Source organism: Terrabacter sp. 2YAF2 (assembly GCF_052114705.1).
GTDB lineage: Bacteria > Actinomycetota > Actinomycetes > Actinomycetales > Dermatophilaceae > Terrabacter.
Genome location: NZ_JBFRFG010000032.1, coordinates 1 through 21,241, shown reverse-complemented (window position 1 = coordinate 21,241; position 21,241 = coordinate 1). Strand labels below are relative to the sequence as shown.

The window sequence follows — 21,241 nt, the reverse complement described above, 5'->3', positions numbered from 1 at the left end:
ACACGACGCCTTCAGGAAGAAGCGCGTCTCTTTCGCGTCTGTTGACGACCCCGAGAACGAAGACCGGCGTATTGGCACAGTGGTGTGGTCGAGGTCGGGCATGGTCCTCCGAGTCGGGAGCACCGGCACCGCACCGCAGTTGGGCACACTCTGCAGCACTCGAAACCCCCACGATGGCATCCAACGGCCTGCGCCGAATCATCCTTAAGGGGTGAGGGAGCGGTCGAGCCCTGCCCGGCAGCCGTTTCACGACTTCCTTCGGCGTCGGCGATTCGGCTGACGCCCTCATGGTCGTGACGGCGGCTGCGAACCGGTGGACTGTGGATCGCCCCCGGGGCGCCATTGCACGTCCAGCGGGCCTCTGCGGCCGCGACCCCGCTGCGGCCTCCGCCGCGACCCCGCAGCACATAGGCGATGCCGACGGCGATGAGGCCGCCTGCCACCGGTCCGATCAGATACGCCCACCACGAGGTCCAGTCGCCCTTGACGAGAGCCGGGCCGAGGGATCGGGCCGGGTTCATCGAGGCACCGCTCACGGGTGAGCCCCACAGCATGGCGCTGGCCGTGGAGATCCCGTTGCCGCGCAGCGTCAGACCGCGCTGCCCTCCTTGCCGAGGAATGCCCCTCGCGGCATAGAAAGGCGTTCTGCGCGGTCGGGTCTGGCGTGGCGAACGTCCTCCTGATGCGCTTGTCGGGCTTGGTGTCCCACACACATGAAGGAGGACGTTCATGAACAACGGTAGTGGCGTTTCGCGCGGCGACCGCAACCGCAACGCTCGGCTTTCTCGGCTGCGTGCGGCGGTCCCGACGACGAACGCGATCGTGGGGATCGAGCTGGCCGACCGCAAGCAGATGCTCCCGGGGCTGTTCGGGCACATCTCGGGTGGAGCGCGGAGGCTGTGGCGGCCCGTGAGAAGCGCCGGACCCGGCGCCGGCGTTTCTGGTGGTGGCGCCGGGTCGAGCAGGTTCTGTCAGCCGATGGTGGCCTGGTAGGTGAGGATCTCGGTGCCGTTGCCCTCGTCGCCGTTGTCAGGCGCGACGCGCATGGTCAGCTGCTTGCCGTCGGCGGTCATCTTGAACGGGTTGCGGGTGGCTACGTGTCCCGCGGTGGACCACTTCTGGAACGGAATGTCGCGGGTGACCTGCTCGGTGGTGAGGTCGAGCATGGCGATGCCGCCGAGCTCGTAGGTGGCGGCGGTTCCTCCTGCGGCCGGGGTCTGGGGGAGGTTGGTGACGCCCGCGCAGAGCATCTTGGAGTTGGGGACGTACTGGCAGTCCTGGTAGTCGATGAAGAAGTTGGGGTTGTCCCAGGTCTTCAGCTGTTTGCCTTGGAGGTTCCATTCGGCGAACCGCCGCGAGCCCCAGGTGTTGCCGACCAGGTGGCCGGTCTGCTTGTCCATGACGATGCCGCCGAAATGGTCCTTGACCTCGAACTGCTTGCGGACCGCGAGGCTCTCGGCGTCGACGCGGTAGATGATGGCGCTCGAGTTCGGGCGGTACTGGGCGACCGGCACCCACACGTTCTTGCCATCGAAGTCGATGCCACCGGGGTGGTACATGTCGCCCTCGCCGAGAGTGATGTCCTTTTGCAGATGGCCCTGCCGGTCCATGACGAAGAGGTGGCCGATGCCTTTGCCCGGGGTGCGGTCGTAGCCGCCCTGTGGAGTGGGGTACTTGACCGTCGGCTCGAGGATCTGGACGGCGGAGAGGAAGACGTGGTCGGGGGTGAAGGCGATGCCCTCGGTGTGGAATGTCGGGAAGTTGAGCTTGAGCTTGCTGGTCAGCTGCCAGTTCGTGTTGCCAGTGACCTTGCCGAAGTCGTCCGCCAATGCGGTGTCTGTGGCGTGGTGCGACGCGTTGTTCTCGGCTGCGTGAGCGGTCGCGACTGCGGCGCCGCCAACCGCGACGGCCGCAGCCGCTGTCAGTGCGTAGATCTGGGTACGGATGCGGTTCATGGGAGTCTCTCGGGTCGGGGAAGCCCTGTCGGACCGTGACGCTACGCACGCGGGGTGAACAGGACGGGTCGGTGAGCCCACGAGTGCCCGAACAGCGGGCCTGCCCGGTCCGAGGTGGTGACAGGTGGGGCACACAACACGGCCGGGTCCTGGACCCGCAACGGCCACGCTCTCGGTCCAGCGTGTCGCGGGAGGGGACCGACTCCCTCCGGAGTCCCCCCGGCAACGCGGGTGGTGACCCCTGTCTTCGCGAAAGGAGCCAGATGTGGCGGGCAAGTTCGAGGTGTACAGGGACTCGTCCTCCAAGTACCGGTGGCAGCTTGAGGCCGGCAACGGCGAGGTGGTCGCCACCGGTGAGGCCTACGAGTCGAAGGACGGCGCGGTCAGGGGCACGGAGGCCGTGCAGCGCGCCGCCGCCGGCGCCACCGTCACCGACCTGACCTGACCGAGGCCGCCGGCAGAGCGCCTATACGCGGCGGGGCTCTGCCGCCGTGGGAAGCCGCGCGGTTGGGCCTGCTTGTCGTAGTCATCCAGGACGAGCGGTTCCACTACGACTACGTGCTCGAGTCCGGCTGGGGTCTGCTCTACCTCGTCCTGGTCACCGTGCCGCTGGTCCGGCTTGCCGTCCGCCCGGGCGCCCCGGTCGCGCTGGCGCAGCTTGGCCTCGTCACGCTGGTTGTGCTGATCGGCGCGGGGGGCGGCTCCTGGGCGCAGGGCTGGAATGGCCTGGCTCTGGCCGTGACGGCATGGCTGCTGACCTGGCTTGGGCCGCGTCAGCGGCTGCGGTGGGGCCGCGTCGACCTCCCGTTGTCCTTCTTGGCGCTGCTCGGTCTACCGGCCGTGGTCGCCTACGGGGCACCGCTGGTTGGCAACACGAGCGACGACGAAGTCACCAACGGCGTCTCGCACTACCCGACGCAGGCTTCGCTGGCCTTGGCGCTGGTGGCTCTGGCGTCTCTCGCCGCCGTGACGTCCAGTCGTCTCCCTGCCTGGACGGCAGCGTTCTGCGGGTGCTGGCTGGGGCTGGAGTCGATCGTGTACCCCGACGTCGCGGCGAGCCTCGGTACCGTCGGGGGAGCCTTCACCGTCGGCTGGAGTGTGCTGCTGCTCGCCGTGGAAAGAGCCGCCGGCCCCGCCGAAGCGTCGCGCGCGCGACTCGCGCGTCCACGTGAAATCCGTCGTCCTGCGATCTAGCTCCTGCCCCCGACATCTCTTTGGATGAGAGGCACCTGGCGCCCGGTGCTGGCGTCCACCACGGCCCGGTCGCCTATCGGCCGGCTGAGACGCACGACGACCAGATCACTGCACGACGGCGCGGCATCGCCCACGGGAGGGACGGCACTCAGTGCGATCCGCACTTGCTCGGCCGATTCCAAAATGCGTGAGCCGTAGGGCTGTCGGCGGCATGCGTCGGCGGACAACGTGATCGATGTCGACTCGGCCCCCGTCACGATTCCTTCATGGAATGTCACGGGCGGGTTAGGTGCCGGCGCCGCGCAGGCCGTAACGGCATACACAATGAACAGCAGGGCGGTCCCGAACCGGAGCCGCCACAGCGAGTCTGACGTCACGGTGGTTCGACACTCGGAAGCACCGAAAGGTTGCGCAAACGCGCGGCCTGAGCTGGGTGAACCGTGCGACCCGGTGATGAGCGTGAAACAGGTCCCAACCGACGAAGGCCACGTCCTCGTCGACGCAAGGCCGTGCGGGCCACCGTTCTCGAACTTTGTCGCGACGGGATGTCACATCCGGGCTGTGGCCGGTGTCTTGATGTCGACGCAAACCCGACGTTCCCCAGAGGAGGAACCATGACCACCAGGATCCAGCCGAAGCCGATCACCGGAGCCTACGGCGCGATGGTGAAAGCCTTCAGCCGCAAGATGTTCGGCAAGGTGCCCCAATCGCTTGGCGTCATGTGGCACCACGTCCCGGCGCTCAAGGCCGGCATGCGCTTCGGCCAGCAGCTGCAGAAGTGGGACGCGTGTGACGAGGGCCTCAAGTCGTTCGCGCACATGGCTGTCGCCTCGTTCGTCGGGTGCACGTGGTGCCTCGACTTCAACTACTTCATGGCCCAGAACCACGGGCTCGACGTCGAGCGGGCGCGGGAGATCCCGCGGTGGCGCGAGTCCGACGTCTTCACGCCGCTCGAGCGGGAGGTCATGGGCTACGCCGAGGCGATGACCCAGACGCCGCCCACGGTCACCGACGAGATGGTCGAGAGCCTCGCCGGTCAGCTCGGTGAGGCCGCGCTCGTCGAGCTGACGACGGTCATCGGCTATGCCAACCTCACGACGCGCTCGAACGTCGCCCTCGGCATCGAGTCGGAGGGCTTCGCGTCGGCGTGCGGTCTCAAGCCGATGGCGGAGCGCTCCGCCGTACGCTCGACCGCATGAGCAGGGACCCGTTCCTCGACCACCGCAGCCTGCTCTTCACGGTCGCCTACGAGATGCTCGGGTCGGCGGCCGACGCCGAGGACGTCGTGCAGGAGACGTGGCTGCGGTGGGCCGACCTCGGTGACGACGCGCGCGGCGAGGTGCGCGACCCGCGGGCCTACCTCGTGCGGATCGTCACCCGGCAGGCGCTCAACCGGCTGCGGACCCTTGCCCGCCGGCGGGAGGACTACGTCGGCGAGTGGCTGCCGGAGCCGCTGCTCACGAGCCCGGACGTCGCCGAGGACGTCGAGCTCGCCGAGAGCGTGTCGATCGCGATGCTCACGGTGCTGGAGACGCTGACCCCGACCGAGCGGGCGGTCTTCGTGCTGCGCGAGGTCTTCGACGTGCCCTACGACGAGATCGCGGAGGCGGTGGGCAAGGCGACGGCGACGGTGCGCCAGGTGGCCCACCGCGCGCGGGGGCACGTGGCGGCCCGTCGACCCCGGGTGGCGGTCGACCGGTCGGAGCAGGAGCAGGTGCTCGAGCGCTTCATGGCCGCGGTGACGACCGGCGACGTGCAGAGCCTGCTCGAGGTGCTTGCCCCCGATGTCGTCCTCGTCGCCGACGGTGGCGGGCTGGCGCAGGCAGTGCGGCATCCGGTCACCGGTGCCCAGCGGGTGGCCAAGTTCCTGTCGGCCTTCCCCCGCGTCGGCGACGGGGCGCAGATCGCCACCTTGTCGCTCAACGGCGGCCGTGCGGTGCGGATCGACTTGCCCGCCTTCGGGACGACGGTCGTCAGCGTGGCCGTCGAGGACGGCCGGATCACCCACGTCTACGCCATGCGCAACCCGACCAAGCTCGAGCGGCTGGAGCAGGAGGCCGAGCTGACCCGTTGACCCGCCTCACGGCATACGCGATCGGTGGGGGGGCCGGCTCGGCGTCGAGAGCGCCGCTATGGTCGCGGATGGGGCAGGCTCGACGCATCGTCGAGCCTGCTGACTGGTTGCTGACCCGGGTCGAGCGCGGCAACCCGCGGACCCGGATCGACGAGCTGCACGGTGAGCGAGTGTGGTCCGAGGGCAACCACGCGGTCCGCGGATCCGCGGCGCGACGTACCTCCGCGGTGCACGGCGCGATCGAGGCGACGGGGCCGGGCGACCTCGTGCTCTTCCCCGACTGTCAGGGCGACGCCGACGAACGGCCGAGCCCGGCAGCGAGATGGTCGGGGTGCGGTCCCGCGCGGACCAGCGAGGCGTCGCGCCTTTCGCGGCAAATGAGGATGTTCGCTTGCCTGCCTCGTCACCGCGGTGCGGCGGCCCTGTCATGTGTCGCGCGTCCCGTGCCGCAATTATCCGCCTTTCGGGCTCTTCGTCCCCTCCCCGCCGTGGTGCGCGTCGTTGCGCCAAGCGGTTGCAGGTCGATTGCGCGACCGGGGACACGCCGCACCATCATCAGCGACGGCGCGAGACATGCGCCCCTAACGGAAGGCACCAGCCATGATCGACGCCACCACCGCGAACGCCGACACGGAGTTCGCCGACTACGACGTGTTCGCGGCCGCACGCTGGCTTGGCGAGCTCCACAACAGCACGGCGAAAGCGGGCTCGCTCACCGAGGTCGAGTGGCAGTGCCGAACGTGGGGGAGCGGGCGAGGTCGCGGAGACCATTACGACACCGCATGTTCACGATTGTCGCAACGGTCTTCAACCTCGAGCCGTGGCGCAACCGTGATGGGCGAGACGAGCTCGTCGTCGCGACGCCCCTTTCGACGTCCCCCCGCGTCGCCGCGCTCATCGACCGCCTCGGCGACGACCCGGCGGACTGGCCATGGTTCACTGAGGAGGCCGAGGGCCGCGAGCTCGACGCCGCAGCCGAAGTCCTCGACGTTCCAACGGAGGTCTTCGCCGCTGACCCGCACCTGCGTAGGGCGATTGGCCTGCGCTGACACGCCAGCAGCCGGCACATCACGGGCCATCGTGGAAGCGTTGCTTGCGAGGAACCGGGGAGTCCCACTTCCGGCACACCGGTTGCTGTGATCCAGGGGGTCCACTGCTGGAGGTGGCGGGTGAGCCGCTCCAATGGTGCGACGCATCGGAGCTCATCACGCTTGGACGGCTCGGTGGGCATGACCTCCGGGACCGATACGTCTGCAGTCACGATGTCCGAGACCACGGACATGTGGGTCGAGGACTCGGCTCGTCTGGACGCCGGCGTCGTGAGTGTCGTGCGGGGTGCAGTGGTGCGCCCCCTTCGTGCCCCCTTCGCGCCCGGCGACGCTCTCCTGAAGGCGTGCCGGATGTGTGCCGCGTCGGCGGGTCGGCGATAGGACGCCGTCGGCCACGGAGCTGTTAGGCGCAGTTGGTGGCTGCGCAGTGCCGCTCGTCGAGCTTCTCGAAAGGTGGCTGGACTATGCCGTTCTGTGCGTCCTGTTCAAGGGGCGGCTCTCCTTCCCGGCTACTGGCCGATCAGCCCCTCGAGGCCGACCGGGCGTAGGCCTCCGCGACGTTGAACACCTTGCGGACATACGCGTCAGAGGCGTTGTAGTGCAGCACGGCTTGCGTCCAGTCGGCGCCGTCCCGGAGGTCGAGTCCCCTGAGCACAGGTGTCGCGCCGCCCCCCATGCCGCATCGTCGATGTCAGACGGGTCTGCGACGCCGTCCGCGTCCGCGTCAGCGCCGAAGGTGCGCCACGAGCCGGGAAGGAACTGCATCGGACCGATGGCATGCTCCCAGGTGTCGTCGGCGTGCACGCGTGCTCCGCCCGGGTCGGGCCGGATCGCAGCCACCCCGCCTTCGCCGTCGAGCGCGGGGCCGACGATCGGCCGGGAGGTGCGCCCGTCCTCCAGCAGACGAGTTCCGGCGATCGTCCCGTGGGCGGACTCCACCTCACCGATGGCTGCCAGCGTCGCCCAGCCCACGTGGCACCCGGGGCGCGCCGTCGACTCGAGGATCGAGGCCCTGCCGTAGGCGCGCAGTGCCACGAGAGGGATCCCGGTGCGCTTAGCGGTGTGCGCCGACCACATCGGGTCGGGTGCGACCACGAGCCCTTTGGCGTTTGCATCGTGGTGGGCCCTCGTCGGCGCTGCGTCGGCATCACTCATAGCGGGCGCGGTCAGGGCGGTGGTGTCGACGATGTCGACGAGGGACCTCGACGCCGGCTCCTCGACGACACTCTCGGACCGGTGGCCAGCAAGCCACGCCGTGCCGAGGAGGACGAGGGGGAGGACGAGTACGGCTGCGTGAGCCAAGCGGGGGCGGGGGCGTTGTTGTGAACGGATGGGCACCGCTAGCAGAACCGGCCGGTGAGGTCGTCGGCCCTGCGCTGGGCCGGCACCGCTAGGTCGGCCCCCACGGCCGCACAGGACCAGACATTCAAGGAAGTGCTTCGCATACCGCCATCTTGGCGGACCAGGCCCCAGCGCTGCGCCGACGTTCGCACCGACGGCATGTCCGCAGGACTTCGGCGCCGCCGACGGTCGTGCGGCCGAACGTCCAATGAGCGGCATTATCGTGCGTTGGGTGTCGACCCGCCCCGGCCATCTTGAGCCATGGCTGAACGTCGGTGGTCAGAGCAGGGATGCGGTGAGGTCCTGCTCGCCGTGCTCGACCCCGACGGGAAATGGCGTTCGGCAATACCTTCTCGTCAGTCTCGTAGATGATGGCGCATCTGATGTTCCGGAAATGGAGGACTCCCGCGGTGCCTCAACCTTTGACTCGAGCACACGACAACCGGAAGAGGCGCGCGAGTCTCGCAGCCGTGATGGGGGTGCTTGTAGCTATATTCGCGAGCTCCATTGGAGTGCTCTCACGCCAAGCCTGGCCAACCTTCTGGGGTGTAGCCGCTGTCTTCATCACCGTTGAAATCGGGCTTCTCGTCAAGATTTCGCGCCTAGCCAATAAGTAGGGTCAGTCCACGCAGAGCGGCAGGAGCGGAAGGGCTCAACGGGAGATCAGCCATCCATCGAGCGGGCGTGCCGGAGGGCCCCTGTGACCGCCAGTTCAAGCCCGGCCACTGCGAGCAGGATGGTCGTCGCCAGCGCGCCACCAGCCAAAGCGATGAACGCGAATAGGAGGAGAGCGGCTCCCGCAAAGACCAGGGCCATACCGGGGACGATATCCGCCGCGAGCGTTTCCCGATCGCATCGCGGCATGTGCGTGCGTCCCCGTCCTCGCTCGTACAGGATTGCGGCATGGCCGAGCAGCAGTGGTTTGCGGTCCGGACGATCGTCGCCAACAACGAGAACCAGCCTTGGGGGCCGCGGGATCTGGATCCGGGTGAGATCGACTACGAAGAGCGCATCACGCTGTGGAAGGCCGAGAGCGTTGATGCAGCCATCGCGATGGCGCAGGACGAGTGTGAGCACTACGTCGACGACTTGGGAGGTGAGGTGCTGGGGTTGAGCCAGGCCTATGCGCTGGCGATGAAGCCGGGGCACGGGGTCGAGGTGTTCTCGCTCATTCGTCGCAGCGGGCTTCTGCCCGGCGCGTACCTCGATCGGCACTTCGACGCCGGGCGCGAGCATCAGTCGAGTCAGTCCGACTGACCTGACCGCGGCAGAAGAGGACGTTTGCCACCCACCATGCTGCGGGGGAGTCGGATTGGCGATCTGCTGGCCATAGGCATGAGAGCATCCGCTCATGCCCGACGATCGCCATGAGGAGCGCCGGCTTTCCTTCGCCCAGCGTGCCGGTCGACGTTGGCCTCACGCGCTGATGCCATGCGCGACGCTTGGCGTTCTCGGACTACTGCTCGAGCGCCGGTGGGATTGGACCCTCCTCACCCGTGCTTTGAGCTTGTCAGTTCCCATCGGCGCGACGAGTGTGATCTTGGCACTCATGCTTGGCGTATTTCCGAAAAGGCGGCCGGGAGGCAGTCAGGGGCCGTTCCGCCGGCGCACCTCGCCCGAAGAATGACCGCACGCTAAGCGGCAATTGCGGACGGGCCTGCCCGCCTCAAATGGTCGTTTATCAAGGTGCCGGTGAGCCTTGGCCCCGCAACGCTTGTCTAACGGTTTTACTGCGGCGCTCGAGGGACGGGGTTCGTGTGCCAACGTTCCTCCTACAGGTATGGAGCTGCTCGAGGAGCCCCGATGCGACGACGCACAGCGAATAGTTGGATTTTGGCCGGCCTGCTGGGCCTAGCTCTCGGGGCCTGCGCATCAAGCCAGACACCATCTCCCGGTGGATCGGCACCGGCGCCGGCCTTCTCCCTTTCGACACACTGTGGCATCGACGATCTGCAGATCGATGGCCAGTGGTACGAGCGCCAAGGCGGACGCCTCGTCGACGACGATGGAAACCCGCCAAACAGCCAGGGCAATCCCTGGCAGGTCGGCACCGTCGTCAAGTCAGGAAGCTCGGTGACGTTCACCGACAGCGCCGGACACAGGGAAACGTTCACGCTCAGGCGTGGTGCGACAGGGCCAAAGAAGGGTTGTGCCTGACCGGCAGTTTGCGACTCGGCCCTGCGTCGATGAAGCGCGCAGAGCGGCAGATGAGGGCGTTCCTAACCGGCAGCCTTCAGCTTGTTGAGTTCGGTGGCGATGCGCGTACGGAGCTCGACATGGCGGGGCCCCAGGGCGGCCTCGGGTCCGTAGAACACTTGTGGGTCGTAGAGCCAGACCGGTTTGCCGATGTGCTCCGGTGGCTCCCACTCGTAACGGGGGAACAGGTGCGCGTGCAGGTATGCGTCGGTGTTACCGAGGATCTCGTAGTTCATACGGCGGAACCCGCTATCGCTGGCACGGCAAGCCGTCTCTACCGCTTGGCCGAGCGTGTCCATGCTGTCGAGGAACTTCAGGCGCTGTCTTTTGGGCAGGTCTGTGAGCCGATCGATGTTCGGGTCGTCCACCAGCAGCACGCAGTACCCGGGGAGGAACTGGGTGTCTCCGATGACGGCATACGACTGCGGCATCTTGACGAGCACAGTGGGGTTCGTCCCGGCTTTTGCGGACCCGATGCGGTCCAGCTTCCAGGCTTCTGCTTCGGTCATCTGCGCTATCAAACACGAGCGTGCCGGCACCGGACTCGACAGACACGGCCCTGCGGGCGATGAACTCGATGCTCGAAGTTCGACCGATTTCGGAGCGGCAGAAGCCGCAGTGGGAGGCGGGGCGCCGTGTCCCCTTCGAGGTCGTGGGATTCCGCAACGGAGGCCAGTACCGGATCACAGACACAAGCAGCAGGCTCGTCCCGGCCCGGGTGATCCAGGCGCCGGCTGCGGACGTTCCCGAGCGAGTTCCTGAACCCGGGCTAGGGGTCCGAGCGAGGCGCGCCTTGCGCGGCAGCCCGGAGCCTCTCGTACTTGGCTACTGTCCGGGAGACCTGCCACACCTGCGCCGTGAACAGCGCCCACGAGACCGTCAGCAGGACGAGGGTGACGACGTCCCCTTCCCCCGCCCAGAAGACGGCCCGCACCAGTCGGACGGCCTCGAGGAGCACGACACCGCCGGTGACGCAGTAGAGCACACCGGCATGCTGCGCGACCCATCGCTGGTAGGAGTTCGGTGGCGCTGGTTCGCGGGTCACGACTGTCCCCTCTGTGGTGGCCCTCCAAGGACCTCACATCGCATGGTGCCAGAGCACCGCCTCGCCGCAGTGAACGTGGGGGTGCTCGTCCACCCGACGTGGTCGGCCGGCGGTGCGCGCACCGCGGCAGTTCCGGATGTTGCTTCTTGCATCCAGGACCTCCGAGCTGAGTGTGCCCCGGCCGCCTGCCGACGCAGTGCAAGTTCTTGCGCGCGAGTGGGGACTTCCCACGCGCGCAAGATCCGTGTCAGGGGTTGCGGGGCTCGCCGCCGTCCAATGGAAGGTGGAACCGGTCGTAGGTGCCGAGGTCAGCGACATGGACGAAGCCGTTGCGGTGGAGGACGGCCACGCTGGCGTTGTTGCCTTTGTTCACGCCGCCGTAGACGTCAGTGGCGCCGAGTTCGTCGCGAGCGTGCCGGGTAGCGAGGGCCACCGCGGCGGTGGCGTATCCGTGGCCGGTGTGGTGTGCGTCGATCCAGTAGCCGAGCGAGTACTTGGGTGGGCTCACCGGGTTGAGGTCGATACGGCCGATGAGCCGACCCTCGAGCAGCACGGCGAACCTGATGTTGCGGTCGGTCGTGTCGGCCCACTCCGCGACGTGCTCCGCCGGAGTGCGGTGGCGCTCCGCCGGGGTCAGGTCCAGGTGCCGGGCGTTGCGGGCGAGCAGGGCGCCGTACTCCCCGGCGAGGTCGTTGGTGAGCGGGGCGAGGGACACGCGCATGGATGCAGTGTCGCCGCCCGGTCAAGCCGTTTCGCAAGCCCGTCGCCCCTGACTCGCGGACTCCGCGCTTGGTCTGTTGTGCTGCGCACGGGCGCGCCCAGCTGAAGCCGCAACCCGCACCTCGGTGGTACCTACTGCCCCGGGTGCCTACACCAGAGGCCGAACAAGCGCGGTACGAGCGCGCGTGTCAGATGAGACACCCCGACGCTCAGCGGCATGAGCGAGCGATTGCAGCGTCGGTGGTGCATATGTCATTGCTCACTCGCGGATCAGGTTCTCCCTGAGAGGATCCACGGGCGCGTTGGGCTGCAGCGCCTTGCGCACTGCCTCCTTCCAGTCCTCCCAGCGGGCCGGGTCCGACTGCAGGTACTGGTGAAAGAGCACCAAGCCCTCGTCCGGCCTGGATTCCATGCCGACGTACACGTCGGTCATGAAGAAGGCAGCCCGATACGCCTGGTCGAGTGTCAGGGTTTCGGGCACATTCGAATCGGACATCACAGTGCGATGTTCCCACTGTCGACCCAAGGGCGTCATCGACACGAGTTGCCCAGCGCAACGAGCGGCATGTCCGGACGTCCCTTCTACGAGGGTTGCGCCCCGCGGAGGTCGTAGGTCGCTCGTGTGGCGAGTGGGGTTGGCGTGTGCGGGTCGTTGCCGGTGAGCCCGGCGATGTCGCGGCGTCCACGGGCCGTCTGCGCACCATCCCCACCTTGACGCACCGGCATCCGGGACTCGCGGGCTCGCGGGTGGTGCCGCATGGACGTTCGCGCGCCGCGCCACCGCGCGCGCAAGGAAGGCTCTAGCGTTGCCTCCGTGGAGCCCGACTCGCCGATACCCCAGCTGACTAAGGACGTCTCCTGGCCTGCGCAGCCGCCACGGAAGCCGGCTGAGCCCCGGGCGCCGGTGGAGTGGAGGCGCAGGGACATCCTCGGCGGGTTCGCCGGCTTGGTGCCCTCACCGCAATCCTGGGTGCGTCGTGGCCCATCATGCGGCGGCCAAGGCCCGGCATCCTGGACTACCTCGCGTTCGGGACGGTGGGCAGCGCCGGCGGACTGCTCGCTCTCGTGGTGTTCGCGGTGGTGGCCGGGCGTGAGCCTCTCAACCCGTTCGCTCGGGCGACGCCCGAGCGGGCACGCGAGATGACGTTCCTGCACGCTGCGTACTTCGCCGGAGCTGCGGCGTTCGCGTTCGCGGCCGCCGCTGACACCTCCGGGTGGATGTGGCCGTACGGCGCGTTCTGGGTCGCGACGGCCGTCTGGCGGGTGCGTGCCGGCTGGCGGGCCGGCTCCCTGTGACCGAGTCAGAGCAGAGGCCCGCGATGCCGCGGCTGCGGTGGGGCCTTCCCACCCGCGAGGAGCTGGCGAAGCCGGGAGCACGCCCGCGGTGGCGCCGGAACGGCGTGATCGTGGGCGGGAAGGCCGTGGCGACCATGGCCGTGTGCCTGCTCCTGCTCGGTGTCACCGACAACGCGGGATACCGCATTCTCGCTTGGGTCGTGTTGGCTTCCGCCGTCCTGGAACTCGTCTACGGGATCGTGCTGAGCACGTTGTCCCGCAAGGCGCACGGCTAAGGAGCCGGGCAGGCGGGTCCTCTGCGTGAACTGCGGGCACGGTTGTGTCCCTGGCTAGGTCCCGTGCGGCACGATGGGTGCTCAGGGGCCTGCCGTGGGCCGGGAAAGGGGATGCAGTGGCCCGTTTCGAGCCGCCCGCACCGAGCGCGTTCCAGCGGTGGGTCGCGGCCCATGGGCGCGTGCTGTACGGCGCCTTCGCTGTGGTGACCGGCGGGTGCGTGTGGTGGCTGGCCGGTGCCGTGCTGTCTCATGACACGCGGGACGTCGTCGGGTCGTCGCTGACCACCCTGAGCTGGGTGTGCCTGACCCTCCAGGTCCGAGTCGTCGTTCGTCATGTCGATCGGTAGGACCGCCGAACGTCGGGCCCCCTGCCGGCCTCGAGCGCCCGGCGCGGCCGTTCATGACCCACGCGTCCATCGGGCACAGTGGCGGTCATGAGCGGAGACCTGGACGAGCGTCTGCGTGCTGCCGCGACGCTAGAGCTCGACGCCCTCGACGACCTGGTGGATCTCGGGTGCGAGCTGGCGGAGGTGGGTCGGCTGTCCGACGCCGAGACGTGCTTCCGGAAGGGGTCCGACCTCGGGTCGGCCACGGCGTCGTTCAACCTGGGCAACTGCCTGGCCGAGCAGGAACGGTGGCTCGAGGCCGTGGCCGCCTACGAGCTCGCGCTGGGCCGCGGCGAGAGCGACGCGTGGCTGAACCTCGGTCTGGTCCTGCACGAGCTCGGTGACCTCGCCGGCGAGATCCACGCCTACCAGGCCGCGGAGGCCGCCGGCGACAGCGGCGGTGCCCTCGGGCTGGCCTTCGCCCTTCGCGAGCAGGGTGACCGGGACGTGGCCATGGAAGCGGCCCTGCGCTCGGCCGCGGCCGGCAACGACACCGGGGCCGCCGTGGTCGCGTGCTGGCAGTGGTGCACCTCGCTCGACCCGCTCTCGAGCCGGCCTTGCGGGCTGGCGCTGACCACTTCCCCGCTGCGCGGGCGGACCTGGGCCATCTGCTCGTCGACACTGGGCGCATCGAAGAGGCGCGTGAGGTGTTCGAGCGGGGCATGAAGCTCGGCGAGGTCGAGAGCATGCTGCCGCTGGGCAACCTGTACGCGGACGTCCTCGACGACGAGCAGGCCGGGGAGGCCGCCTACCGCGCCGGAGCCGCGCACGGGGACGCCCACTCCCACCACAACCTCGCCGTCCTCCTCGAAGAGCAGGGCGACCTTGCTGGCGCGGAGCGCCACTACCGGGCTGCCGTCGAGGGCGGCGACTCCCTCGCCAAGCGCGCACTGTGGGACCTGCGCGGCGACGAAGGCTCCTCCTGAACAGGCCCATCACGCCGAAACCCTCGAAGCCCTTCCCCACGGCGGCATGACAGTGCGTTCGGGCCCAGGCGCCTTCCCCTTGTCAGGATCCCGGCATGGTGCAGCGCATATGGAGTCAGTCTGTGAGTCCGGAGCTCCAGATCAGCAGGCGGTAGACGGCGGCGTCTTGGGCGTACCACTCCCAGGTCAGGGTGGCTTCCGGCGACGGAGCGGGGAACTGCAACGTGGTCTGACCGGCGAGGTCACTGAGGAGGAAGACGCGGTTCATGGCCGACTCGTCGTCCGCTTCCGGGACGTACGGCACGGTTCCGGTACCGCTCGTGAACTCCCAGGGCAGGTCGGGGTGGGGCTCCGAAGGCGCGAACGCTGTGTCCGCGGGTATTCGCGGGCCCGGCCGAAGAGCACGACGGAGAGACTGCCCTCTGCCACGCCGAAGATCAGGCCGAGCTTGCGGCTGCGGGGTGAGCTGCCGGCCGGTAGGCGCCGGGCCCGGTCCAACCCTGCAGACAGCCCGAGCCACACCGTCGGAGACCCGAAGCTGAGGTCCATCAGGATCGGCACGTCGGGCTCCTTCCAGCGGTTGACCGTGACGATAGCCCGCCGAGCTCGCCCTGGCGGCCAGGTCGGCTCCCGGCCTCGTTGCGGCGGGTTCGACTGCCGGCACGACATGGTGCGGCATCATGACCGCCATGCACCCCAGACGGCGACCGGACTCGGCAGTACGCGAGCGGTGGGTGGCGCCGCGCCGTGGGCTCATCGGCGCGCTGAGCTTGGGGGGCGCGGCTGGGTGGGGGTCGGTTTGGGTGCTCCAGGCGGGGCACGTCCAGCCGCTGCACCGCGCTGCCGCGGCCGTGCTGGCGGTCGGCTACGTCGTGGGCGCGGTGGGAACGCTTCGGAAGGAGGTCCTGCTCGATGATGGCGGCCTGGTCATCGTCCGCGGCTTCCGCCGGACCCGCATCTCGTGGACGGAGGTGCGCGAGCTGCGGGTGCGGGGCCTCGGCATGGGTGGCGGCTGGATCGAGGCGGTGCGGCAGGACGGCCGGGAGACGGTGGTGCCGGCCCCGGTGGAGGCTTTCTCGGCGATGCGGTCCAGCTGGCAGCGCGCCGCCGGGGCCCGGCCATGACGCTTCCCCCGCAGGAACAACCCGATGTGTCGCAACCCGGTCGGCACAGGAGCCCGGGACTCGGCACTCGTCCGAGCGTCTCGGTCTGGCTGACCCACCCGCTCAACGGGCTCACGCTGGCGCTGATCGGCTGGGTGGCCTGGCCCTTGGTCGCCACCAGCACCGACGGCCTGAGGGACCTCCCCGACGTCATCCTCTCCCTCGGCATGCTCGCCGTCCCGGTGGTCGCCTTCCTCTGGTCTGGCCCACACGGCTGACCCTCACGGATGAGTCCCTGACCGTCAGCCGCCTGCTGCGACATGACGAGACGCTGCCGATCCGCGACATCACCGCGGTCAGCGCCGGCTACATGCCCAAAGCTGGTGTTCGCGTCGCGATCAGCGGTACACCGCGTTTTCAAGTCGGGCTCGCACCGGGCCCGTTCGAGGAGGACCTCCTGCTTCGCCGGCTCGGGCGCCGCCTCGAGCAGCTGGACATGACCCGCGTCATCGCCGACGAGAAGACCCGACGCGTCCTGGGCATCCCGGGCGGCGGCCTACGCGACCCGTGGACTCCGCCGCGAGACCACCTGCCGTGCCCGAGCTGCGGGCACCCGGACTACGAGCACGGCGGCAGCCCCGTGCCGGCGGCCGTCAAAGGTGCCTGCGCCGAATGCGTGTACTCCCGGATGGGGACCCCGCGGCGTGAGCAACGTGAGCCGTGCAAGCGGCAGTTCGGGTCCTGGTAGAACGCGCCGAACGGCTCCGCCGGCCGCGCCGAGGACCATTTCGCTCCGTCCCTGGTCTTCGTGCACTCGGGCGAGCGGTGGCGGACCATGGGCTCCCCGGCCGCCGCCGGGCCGGCGACCAGGGGCGCTGGACCGGCGCGCCCACCTGACGCATGCCCCCTGTACCGCGACGCGCTCCATCTGCGGCATGGTCGGGCGATCGTCGTCGCCCTCAGAGCGGCAGGAGCGAGCGTTGGTCTGCCCGTGACAGACCACACGGGACCCGCCTCCGGCAGAATCGCAAAGTGACTCGTGATGGCGATGAGGATCCCGCCGATCGCCCGCGCTCGAGGACGGGAGCAGTGCGTCCGCCTTGGACTGCGCTGACGGCCACGGGTGATCCGTGGGACCCGGCCAAGCTCTTCGTGCTTTGGCGTCCGAGAAGGGGCCCTGACGGATCTCCGATACTTTCGGACAGCCCACTTCTCGACGGACACCCTGGTGTCGTCGTCGACTCCTCATGGCAGGACGTCGGGGTGGTCTGGGTCGGACTCGAACACGATGAGGTCACTACGGCGTCGTTCTTCGACACTCGGGACCTAGAACAGGTAGCGGCGGAAAGGTTCGCGCGAGCGGTGCTGAATGCCGATGCTATTGCGCCGAAAGATGATTCGGGGCACTGCGCCTAGCCCTCCGGGGCCGTTCAGGAGCCAATGGATTCGGGTCGGCTGAAGCTCTCATCGCGGCATGAGCGGACTGCTCGTCAGGCCGGATGCGGGTTACTTCGGCGCGTCTGGCGCCCAGTACACGGTGGCCCGCCACCAGGTGCCGTGCACGTTGACCTCGTCGCTTCCAATGCTGACGTCGAGGAGATCCGCGGGGCGGATACCTTGCGACTCGATCGTGTCTGCCAGCCGTCGAAGGAGCAGCGGCAAGTCAGGCCCCGATGGCCCTTCCGCATTGCTCAGGCTGAAATGCCGGCACGTGTACTCCTCTTCGATCACGGACTGAGTCTGGCACCGCGAGCAATCCGTTTTGCGGCAGGATCGGGCGAGCGTAGCCGCCCTCAACGCGGCAGTTGAGGACGTTCGCTGGCGACTTCCGTCGGCTGCCCTGACATCTGAGGTAGACCACTTCTATGTCGTCCGAGGAACCTATGTCGTCCGAGGAGCATTGGCCGCGAGATCCAAGGCTCGACCCGTATCGGGACGCCGTCTGGGAACTGAGCAGAAACGGCCAAGCGGAAGCACATCTCCTCACCCAGGTGACGCACTATCGCAGCTGGCCTTTCGGCCGCCAACGTCATGAGTGGCTGTGGTGCAAGGTTTGCTGGCTCGACGGCCGGCAGGGTCCGCCCGAGGAAGACTACGGGCCTGGGTGGTACACCGTCGCCGAGCTTGAGCAAGGAAAGTTCGAGAGTGCGTACGACAGCGGGGGCGCGTTCGATGCAAGGCCGCTGGAAGGTGTGGTGCGCGATCAAATCTGGGCTCGGTACGGCCCGCCGTGACGTCGCGACTTGCGGCATGACCGGACGTCCCGTCGTGAAGGCGGCGACCTTGGAGCCAACTCGAACAGGCGGAACTGATTCAGCGCGGCACGGCGAGGTCGGCCGGTCACGACTGGGTAGCAAGGCAGCGACACGGACACCTCGGCGGTCGGGACCATTTGTAGTGGGGGTGTGACCTCGCACGCCCCGCCTGACCCTCGTGAGTGGCACGGCTATGACGACAGTCCGAGACACACTGCGTTGAGGGTGGTGGGGGTAGTCCTCTGCGGCCTGTTCGCGGTCGACGCTTCTTGGCCCTCTTCATCGCTGGGAGCCCTTCGGAACCGTGTCCGCCGGGCTCGGGGCCGGGTGTCTGTGGCCCGGAACCCATGACGTTCGCCGCCTTCGGGCTGGGCTTCCTAGTCGCCGCGGCATTCTGTGCGGGGTGGTCGGCATGGTGGTCATGGCGGGATGGGCGCTACAGATTTCAGGCTCCGCCAGATTGGCCTACACCTCCCACGGGATGGCGTCCGCCGCCTGGTTGGACCCCCTCGTTGGACTTTCCCAAGGCCCCGCAAGGGTGGCGCTTCTGGCAATGACAAAGTGCCCCCGTCTCTGCGCTATTTAGCTCACGATCTGCGGCATATCCGCACGTTCGATTCGCCATCGAGTCCGCCGTTTCAAGTTCGAGGCCGCTTCGCCAGCCAAACGGCGAAGTCGCGAATAAGGCCTGCCACGGGGCCCTCCGAGTCTGGGCGATTGGGATTGCGCCGGTGAGGTAGGTCCGCCAAGAGCGCGCGACCGGTGTCGTCTGCAATGACGGCCAGATCGTCGACGCGAAGAAGTTGCCGAAGGCGTGACTCCTTGATCCGTGTGGACCACCCGAAGGCGCAGTGCCTCTCGAACGCCGACCGTTCCTCGTCGGTAGCCGCCGGGCCATCGAGGTACCCCCATCTATCGGCCTCTGGCCACTGGCGGTCGCGCCTGTATGCCTGGGCCAGGAGAGCGCGAATTTCTTTGTTGTGTGGATAGGTCGTGACGAGCCCCTTAAGCCGGTCTCGTGCTTTTCGCGCGTCTCCTTGCTCTAGGTCCAGCTTTGCCCTCGTCAGCCCGTCCATGAGGCACAGAATGCCCTCTTGGCGTCAGCAAGTACGGTCGACTTGCGGCATGAGCGTGCGACGCTCGGCTCCATCAGTCGCTGTTCCCAGCGCCGGCCTGCTGGCCAATCTGCCGCCGGTGCCTCACCACCTGGACCAATAGACGCACGCTCAGCATCACTGCGCTCACGAAGGACACGAGACCGATGAAGACGCAACTCATGATCAGCATTCCGGCCGCGTCAGTGCCATCGTCTGGCTCGCTGGCCAGGTCGCCGATGAGCCAGAGGCACGCGCCGGTGGCGGCCAGGCACCAGACAACGACGATGATCGATCCCACGCGACCCTTCATGGCGCTCCCTCCTGACGGGATGCTGGATTCACGAGATGCGGACCCGAATACTACGGCGGACCAACGCGCTCCTCGGTCACTACGGGACTGCGGCCTTCCCTATTTGAGCGAGAGTCCCAGCACAGCGGCTACTTAGAGACTGGTTGCAGGATCGGTGTCCGGCCAGACTCGGTCCAGGTGCTCGGCGAGACACTCTCAGATGCGGCTGCCCACCGGCGTCATTGGTGTGGCTCTCTCATGGCATGCGCTCTTGTCGGGCACCGCGCGAGGAGAGGCTCTAAAGGGGTTTGTTCTGCTCAAAGTAGCGATGCCCTCCCCGCTTCCACATCACTGAGTGAACAAGGAGGTGCACGGGCTATGGGTGTGATCATCGGGATGGACCCGCACAAGCGCTCGGCTACGATCGAGGTCATCGACCAGACCGGGCGAGTACTGCAGGTGGGGCGGTTCGACACCAACGAGGCCGGCTACGCGGCGATGCTCGCCGCGGGCTGAGGCCACGGCGCGATCGGGGAGCGGGTGTGGGCGGTCGAGGGCTGCAACGGCATCGGCCGGCACATCGCGCACCGCCTCGTCCACGACGGGGAACGAGTGCTCGACGCGCCGACGAAGCTGTCGGCGCAGGTGCGGGTCTTCGCCACCGGCAACGCCCGCAAGACCGACCCGGTCGATGCGCACTCGGTCGCCCTCGCCGCGTTGTACGCTCCCGCGGAGCCCGGCCTGCGCCCGGTGCTCGTCGAGGATGACCTGGTCGTGCTGGGGATGATGGTCGACCGCCGCGACGAGCTGGGCCGGGCCCGCACCCAGACGGTCAATCGGCTCCATCGGCTTCTGCTGGAGCTGATTCCGGGCGGGGCGAAGACGCTCCTGTCCGCCCCGCAGGCCCGCGCTCTGGTCGCGAAGGTCAAGCCGCGCGACCTCGTCGGCAAGACGAGGCACTGGCTCGTCGTGGAGCTGATCGGTGAGCTCGAGGTGATCGACCGCAAGATCAAGGCTGCGGAGAAAGAGCTGACCGCGCTCGTCCTCGAGCGCGGCTCCACGCTGTTGGAGCTGACCGGGATCGGCCCGACCGGCGCCGCATGGCTGCTGGCCGACGTCGGGGACATCCACCGCTTCCGGGACAAGGACCGGTTCGCCTCGTGGAACGGCACCGCGCCGCTGGACGCGTCCTCCGGGGCGCAGCAACGCCACCGGCTCTCTCGGGCGGGTAACCGCCGGATCAACCGGACGTTGCACATCATGGCCGTCGTGCAGCTGCGCAACCCGACCCCGGGGCGGGAGTTCTACGACGCCCGCAAGGCCGGCGGGACCCCGTCGATGATGGTCATGCGGTCCCTGGAGAGGCGCCTGTCGAACGTCGTGTACGCGCGGATGCTCGCTGACCAGAGCCGCCGTGAGCACACCCTGCGAACCGGCGAGGTGACGGGTCCGGGAGGGCACCGGGGCAACGTCTCTGACTCCAGCGTGACCGGCTCACAACCCCACACCGGCTCTTCGGAGAAGCCTCTTCCCGGACCCGTCACTACCCAGCGTAGAACCCCAACCCTCGCCAGGTCTTGACCTAAAGGGGTGCCATGAGCGGAAACCAGCCTGCAAGTCGGCGCTCGAGTCGCACAGGACGGTTCGGCTGCTCGCATGCGGGCATCGGTCAACGGGTCTGCGAAAGCGCCTGGGGACCTTCGCGGTGCACCCCTTCGACCAGGATCGGAAGTTGCGCAAGGGCGTCGGTCTTGCGGCGCAGCCGACGTCTGCCGACCACCTTGCGCCGGTGCGGCCGTCGGGTGTTCGTCCGACTGACCGTCACTTGCCACCCGAACCGGAAAAGGAGCCTCCCACCGAGGTTCCAGAGTGCGCCAGCGATCGAAACGAGGGTCAAGTCCGGATCGGTGGTGTACGACGGTGATCCGTTGAGGTCGTTCGTTTAGGCGGTGATCGTGGCGGCGATCAGATCGTTCGGTACCTCCTCGGGCTTGTCGTCGGCGGAGCGCTCGGTGAGGACGGCTCGGGCGTTCTTCAACG

At 68.2% G+C, this 21,241-nt stretch carries 29 protein-coding genes; 17 read left to right on the top strand and 12 right to left on the bottom strand.

Translation table 11 applies throughout. The features are described 5' to 3' along the window. Positions 1-11: 11 nt before the first annotated feature. Positions 12-731 carry an aquaporin gene (locus AB4030_RS21470; protein WP_442281234.1) on the bottom strand — a complete coding sequence of 240 codons (720 nt, stop codon included), beginning with the start codon at positions 729-731 and terminating at the stop codon, positions 12-14. Between the two features lie 240 nt (positions 732-971). After that, entirely contained in the window at positions 972-1,955 is a 984-nt protein-coding gene (locus AB4030_RS21465) for a DUF6454 family protein (RefSeq protein WP_442281233.1), read from the bottom strand. 265 nt (positions 1,956-2,220) lie between these two features. Here AB4030_RS21465 and AB4030_RS21460 point away from each other — a divergent pair, with 265 nt between their 5' ends. The 5 genes from AB4030_RS21460 to AB4030_RS21440 all read left to right on the top strand — a co-directional run bounded on the left by AB4030_RS21460 (position 2,221) and on the right by AB4030_RS21440 (position 6,272). Next, the gene (locus AB4030_RS21460) at positions 2,221-2,400 is read left to right on the top strand and encodes a YegP family protein (RefSeq protein ID WP_442281232.1); all 180 of its coding nucleotides are present in this window, start codon (positions 2,221-2,223) and stop codon (positions 2,398-2,400) included. Between the two features lie 62 nt (positions 2,401-2,462). Next, positions 2,463-3,149: a hypothetical protein gene (locus AB4030_RS21455; RefSeq protein ID WP_442281231.1), complete on the top strand. Its 687-nt coding sequence runs from the start codon at positions 2,463-2,465 to the stop codon at positions 3,147-3,149. A gap of 614 nt (positions 3,150-3,763) precedes the next feature. Beyond that, positions 3,764-4,348: a carboxymuconolactone decarboxylase family protein gene (locus AB4030_RS21450; RefSeq protein ID WP_442281230.1), complete on the top strand. Its 585-nt coding sequence runs from the start codon at positions 3,764-3,766 to the stop codon at positions 4,346-4,348. Then, on the top strand, positions 4,345-5,223 hold the full coding sequence (locus tag AB4030_RS21445; RefSeq protein ID WP_442281229.1) for an RNA polymerase sigma-70 factor: 879 nt from the start codon (positions 4,345-4,347) through the stop codon (positions 5,221-5,223). The genes AB4030_RS21450 and AB4030_RS21445 overlap by 4 nt, the downstream gene beginning before the upstream one ends. 782 nt (positions 5,224-6,005) lie before the next feature. Continuing rightward, complete coding sequence (locus AB4030_RS21440) at positions 6,006-6,272, top strand: hypothetical protein (protein ID WP_442281228.1); 267 nt, start codon at positions 6,006-6,008, stop codon at positions 6,270-6,272. Positions 6,273-6,792: 520 nt separating this feature from the next. On the opposite strand, the gene AB4030_RS21435 is transcribed toward AB4030_RS21440, so the two are convergent. Together AB4030_RS21435 and AB4030_RS21430 are read right to left on the bottom strand one after the other, a co-directional pair. Further along, the gene (locus tag AB4030_RS21435) at positions 6,793-6,948 is read right to left on the bottom strand and encodes a hypothetical protein (RefSeq protein ID WP_442281227.1); all 156 of its coding nucleotides are present in this window, start codon (positions 6,946-6,948) and stop codon (positions 6,793-6,795) included. A 1,328-nt stretch (positions 6,949-8,276) separates the two neighbouring features. Further along, positions 8,277-8,429: a hypothetical protein gene (locus AB4030_RS21430; RefSeq protein WP_442281226.1), complete on the bottom strand. Its 153-nt coding sequence runs from the start codon at positions 8,427-8,429 to the stop codon at positions 8,277-8,279. 87 nt (positions 8,430-8,516) lie between these two features. On the opposite strand from AB4030_RS21430, the gene AB4030_RS21425 reads away from it, so the two are divergent. Then, positions 8,517-8,870 carry a hypothetical protein gene (locus AB4030_RS21425; protein ID WP_442281225.1) on the top strand — a complete coding sequence of 118 codons (354 nt, stop codon included), beginning with the start codon at positions 8,517-8,519 and terminating at the stop codon, positions 8,868-8,870. Positions 8,871-9,416: 546 nt separating this feature from the next. Further along, positions 9,417-9,770 (top strand): hypothetical protein, encoded by a 354-nt coding sequence (locus AB4030_RS21420; protein ID WP_442281224.1) that lies wholly within the window; start codon positions 9,417-9,419, stop codon positions 9,768-9,770. A gap of 62 nt (positions 9,771-9,832) precedes the next feature. On the opposite strand, the gene AB4030_RS21415 is transcribed toward AB4030_RS21420, so the two are convergent. From AB4030_RS21415 to AB4030_RS21400, 4 genes are all read right to left on the bottom strand, one after another. After that, positions 9,833-10,318, bottom strand: coding sequence for an HIT family protein (locus AB4030_RS21415; RefSeq protein WP_442281223.1), 486 nt, complete (start codon positions 10,316-10,318; stop codon positions 9,833-9,835). A gap of 260 nt (positions 10,319-10,578) precedes the next feature. Beyond that, positions 10,579-10,854: a hypothetical protein gene (locus tag AB4030_RS21410; RefSeq protein ID WP_442281222.1), complete on the bottom strand. Its 276-nt coding sequence runs from the start codon at positions 10,852-10,854 to the stop codon at positions 10,579-10,581. A 247-nt stretch (positions 10,855-11,101) separates the two neighbouring features. Further along, complete coding sequence (locus AB4030_RS21405) at positions 11,102-11,575, bottom strand: GNAT family N-acetyltransferase (RefSeq protein ID WP_442281221.1); 474 nt, start codon at positions 11,573-11,575, stop codon at positions 11,102-11,104. Between the two features lie 258 nt (positions 11,576-11,833). Beyond that, positions 11,834-12,055 carry a hypothetical protein gene (locus AB4030_RS21400; RefSeq protein ID WP_442281220.1) on the bottom strand — a complete coding sequence of 74 codons (222 nt, stop codon included), beginning with the start codon at positions 12,053-12,055 and terminating at the stop codon, positions 11,834-11,836. Between the two features lie 506 nt (positions 12,056-12,561). Here AB4030_RS21400 and AB4030_RS21395 point away from each other — a divergent pair. The 4 genes from AB4030_RS21395 (at position 12,562) to AB4030_RS21380 (ending at position 14,457) form a co-directional block, all read left to right on the top strand. Then, positions 12,562-12,870 (top strand): hypothetical protein, encoded by a 309-nt coding sequence (locus AB4030_RS21395; protein ID WP_442281219.1) that lies wholly within the window; start codon positions 12,562-12,564, stop codon positions 12,868-12,870. Between the two features lie 23 nt (positions 12,871-12,893). Beyond that, a complete protein-coding gene (locus AB4030_RS21390; RefSeq protein ID WP_442281218.1) occupies positions 12,894-13,145 on the top strand; it encodes a hypothetical protein in 252 nt (83 codons plus the stop codon). A gap of 434 nt (positions 13,146-13,579) precedes the next feature. Then, positions 13,580-14,197 carry a tetratricopeptide repeat protein gene (locus AB4030_RS21385; protein WP_442281217.1) on the top strand — a complete coding sequence of 206 codons (618 nt, stop codon included), beginning with the start codon at positions 13,580-13,582 and terminating at the stop codon, positions 14,195-14,197. Further along, positions 14,089-14,457: a tetratricopeptide repeat protein gene (locus AB4030_RS21380; protein ID WP_442281216.1), complete on the top strand. Its 369-nt coding sequence runs from the start codon at positions 14,089-14,091 to the stop codon at positions 14,455-14,457. Before AB4030_RS21385 ends, AB4030_RS21380 begins: the two co-directional genes overlap by 109 nt. Positions 14,458-14,572: 115 nt before the next feature. Here AB4030_RS21380 and AB4030_RS21375 read toward each other — a convergent pair whose 3' ends face one another. Further along, positions 14,573-14,725 carry a hypothetical protein gene (locus tag AB4030_RS21375; protein ID WP_442281215.1) on the bottom strand — a complete coding sequence of 51 codons (153 nt, stop codon included), beginning with the start codon at positions 14,723-14,725 and terminating at the stop codon, positions 14,573-14,575. A gap of 412 nt (positions 14,726-15,137) precedes the next feature. Between AB4030_RS21375 and AB4030_RS21370 the strand changes: the two genes are divergently transcribed. From AB4030_RS21370 to AB4030_RS21360, 3 genes are all read left to right on the top strand, one after another. Beyond that, positions 15,138-15,581 carry a hypothetical protein gene (locus tag AB4030_RS21370; protein ID WP_442281214.1) on the top strand — a complete coding sequence of 148 codons (444 nt, stop codon included), beginning with the start codon at positions 15,138-15,140 and terminating at the stop codon, positions 15,579-15,581. Next, complete coding sequence (locus tag AB4030_RS21365; RefSeq protein WP_442281213.1) at positions 15,578-15,838, top strand: hypothetical protein; 261 nt, start codon at positions 15,578-15,580, stop codon at positions 15,836-15,838. Before AB4030_RS21370 ends, AB4030_RS21365 begins: the two co-directional genes overlap by 4 nt. 92 nt (positions 15,839-15,930) lie before the next feature. After that, positions 15,931-16,308, top strand: coding sequence for a hypothetical protein (locus tag AB4030_RS21360; RefSeq protein WP_442281212.1), 378 nt, complete (start codon positions 15,931-15,933; stop codon positions 16,306-16,308). Between the two features lie 758 nt (positions 16,309-17,066). On the opposite strand, the gene AB4030_RS21355 is transcribed toward AB4030_RS21360, so the two are convergent. Further along, complete coding sequence (locus AB4030_RS21355; RefSeq protein WP_442281211.1) at positions 17,067-17,291, bottom strand: hypothetical protein; 225 nt, start codon at positions 17,289-17,291, stop codon at positions 17,067-17,069. A 134-nt stretch (positions 17,292-17,425) separates the two neighbouring features. Here AB4030_RS21355 and AB4030_RS21350 point away from each other — a divergent pair, with 134 nt between their 5' ends. Next, on the top strand, positions 17,426-17,794 hold the full coding sequence (locus tag AB4030_RS21350) for a hypothetical protein (RefSeq protein WP_442281210.1): 369 nt from the start codon (positions 17,426-17,428) through the stop codon (positions 17,792-17,794). 659 nt (positions 17,795-18,453) lie between these two features. On the opposite strand, the gene AB4030_RS21345 is transcribed toward AB4030_RS21350, so the two are convergent. Both AB4030_RS21345 and AB4030_RS21340 read right to left on the bottom strand, forming a co-directional pair. Next, complete coding sequence (locus tag AB4030_RS21345; protein ID WP_442281209.1) at positions 18,454-18,891, bottom strand: DUF6584 family protein; 438 nt, start codon at positions 18,889-18,891, stop codon at positions 18,454-18,456. Positions 18,892-18,964: 73 nt separating this feature from the next. After that, on the bottom strand, positions 18,965-19,210 hold the full coding sequence (locus AB4030_RS21340; protein WP_442281208.1) for a hypothetical protein: 246 nt from the start codon (positions 19,208-19,210) through the stop codon (positions 18,965-18,967). 369 nt (positions 19,211-19,579) lie between these two features. Between AB4030_RS21340 and AB4030_RS21335 the strand changes: the two genes are divergently transcribed. Both AB4030_RS21335 and AB4030_RS21330 read left to right on the top strand, forming a co-directional pair. Continuing rightward, positions 19,580-19,717, top strand: coding sequence for a hypothetical protein (locus AB4030_RS21335; protein ID WP_442281207.1), 138 nt, complete (start codon positions 19,580-19,582; stop codon positions 19,715-19,717). A gap of 24 nt (positions 19,718-19,741) precedes the next feature. Beyond that, a complete protein-coding gene (locus AB4030_RS21330; RefSeq protein WP_442281206.1) occupies positions 19,742-20,782 on the top strand; it encodes an IS110 family transposase in 1,041 nt (346 codons plus the stop codon). Positions 20,783-21,241 lie beyond the last annotated feature (459 nt).

Excerpts from the sequence above, each read along its gene's own strand:
- AB4030_RS21425 (WP_442281225.1), top strand. The coding sequence starts at position 8,517 with ATGGCCGAGCAGCAGTGGTTTGCGGTCCGGACGATCGTCGCCAACAAC.
- AB4030_RS21335 (WP_442281207.1), top strand. The coding sequence starts at position 19,580 with ATGGGTGTGATCATCGGGATGGACCCGCACAAGCGCTCGGCTACGATC.
- AB4030_RS21415 (WP_442281223.1), bottom strand. The coding sequence starts at position 10,318 with ATGACCGAAGCAGAAGCCTGGAAGCTGGACCGCATCGGGTCCGCAAAA.
- AB4030_RS21465 (WP_442281233.1), bottom strand. The coding sequence starts at position 1,955 with ATGAACCGCATCCGTACCCAGATCTACGCACTGACAGCGGCTGCGGCC.
- AB4030_RS21405 (WP_442281221.1), bottom strand. The coding sequence starts at position 11,575 with ATGCGCGTGTCCCTCGCCCCGCTCACCAACGACCTCGCCGGGGAGTAC.
- AB4030_RS21440 (WP_442281228.1), top strand. The coding sequence starts at position 6,006 with ATGTTCACGATTGTCGCAACGGTCTTCAACCTCGAGCCGTGGCGCAAC.
- AB4030_RS21365 (WP_442281213.1), top strand. The coding sequence starts at position 15,578 with ATGACGCTTCCCCCGCAGGAACAACCCGATGTGTCGCAACCCGGTCGG.
- AB4030_RS21420 (WP_442281224.1), top strand. The coding sequence starts at position 9,417 with ATGCGACGACGCACAGCGAATAGTTGGATTTTGGCCGGCCTGCTGGGC.
- AB4030_RS21375 (WP_442281215.1), bottom strand. The coding sequence starts at position 14,725 with ATGAACCGCGTCTTCCTCCTCAGTGACCTCGCCGGTCAGACCACGTTG.
- AB4030_RS21450 (WP_442281230.1), top strand. The coding sequence starts at position 3,764 with ATGACCACCAGGATCCAGCCGAAGCCGATCACCGGAGCCTACGGCGCG.
- AB4030_RS21445 (WP_442281229.1), top strand. The coding sequence starts at position 4,345 with ATGAGCAGGGACCCGTTCCTCGACCACCGCAGCCTGCTCTTCACGGTC.
- AB4030_RS21390 (WP_442281218.1), top strand. The coding sequence starts at position 12,894 with ATGCCGCGGCTGCGGTGGGGCCTTCCCACCCGCGAGGAGCTGGCGAAG.
- AB4030_RS21370 (WP_442281214.1), top strand. The coding sequence starts at position 15,138 with ATGACCGCCATGCACCCCAGACGGCGACCGGACTCGGCAGTACGCGAG.
- AB4030_RS21385 (WP_442281217.1), top strand. The coding sequence starts at position 13,580 with ATGAGCGGAGACCTGGACGAGCGTCTGCGTGCTGCCGCGACGCTAGAG.
- AB4030_RS21360 (WP_442281212.1), top strand. The coding sequence starts at position 15,931 with ATGCCCAAAGCTGGTGTTCGCGTCGCGATCAGCGGTACACCGCGTTTT.
- AB4030_RS21435 (WP_442281227.1), bottom strand. The coding sequence starts at position 6,948 with ATGGGGGGCGGCGCGACACCTGTGCTCAGGGGACTCGACCTCCGGGAC.
- AB4030_RS21345 (WP_442281209.1), bottom strand. The coding sequence starts at position 18,891 with ATGGACGGGCTGACGAGGGCAAAGCTGGACCTAGAGCAAGGAGACGCG.
- AB4030_RS21430 (WP_442281226.1), bottom strand. The coding sequence starts at position 8,429 with ATGGCCCTGGTCTTTGCGGGAGCCGCTCTCCTCCTATTCGCGTTCATC.
- AB4030_RS21395 (WP_442281219.1), top strand. The coding sequence starts at position 12,562 with ATGCGGCGGCCAAGGCCCGGCATCCTGGACTACCTCGCGTTCGGGACG.
- AB4030_RS21350 (WP_442281210.1), top strand. The coding sequence starts at position 17,426 with ATGTCGTCCGAGGAACCTATGTCGTCCGAGGAGCATTGGCCGCGAGAT.
- AB4030_RS21470 (WP_442281234.1), bottom strand. The coding sequence starts at position 731 with ATGAACGTCCTCCTTCATGTGTGTGGGACACCAAGCCCGACAAGCGCA.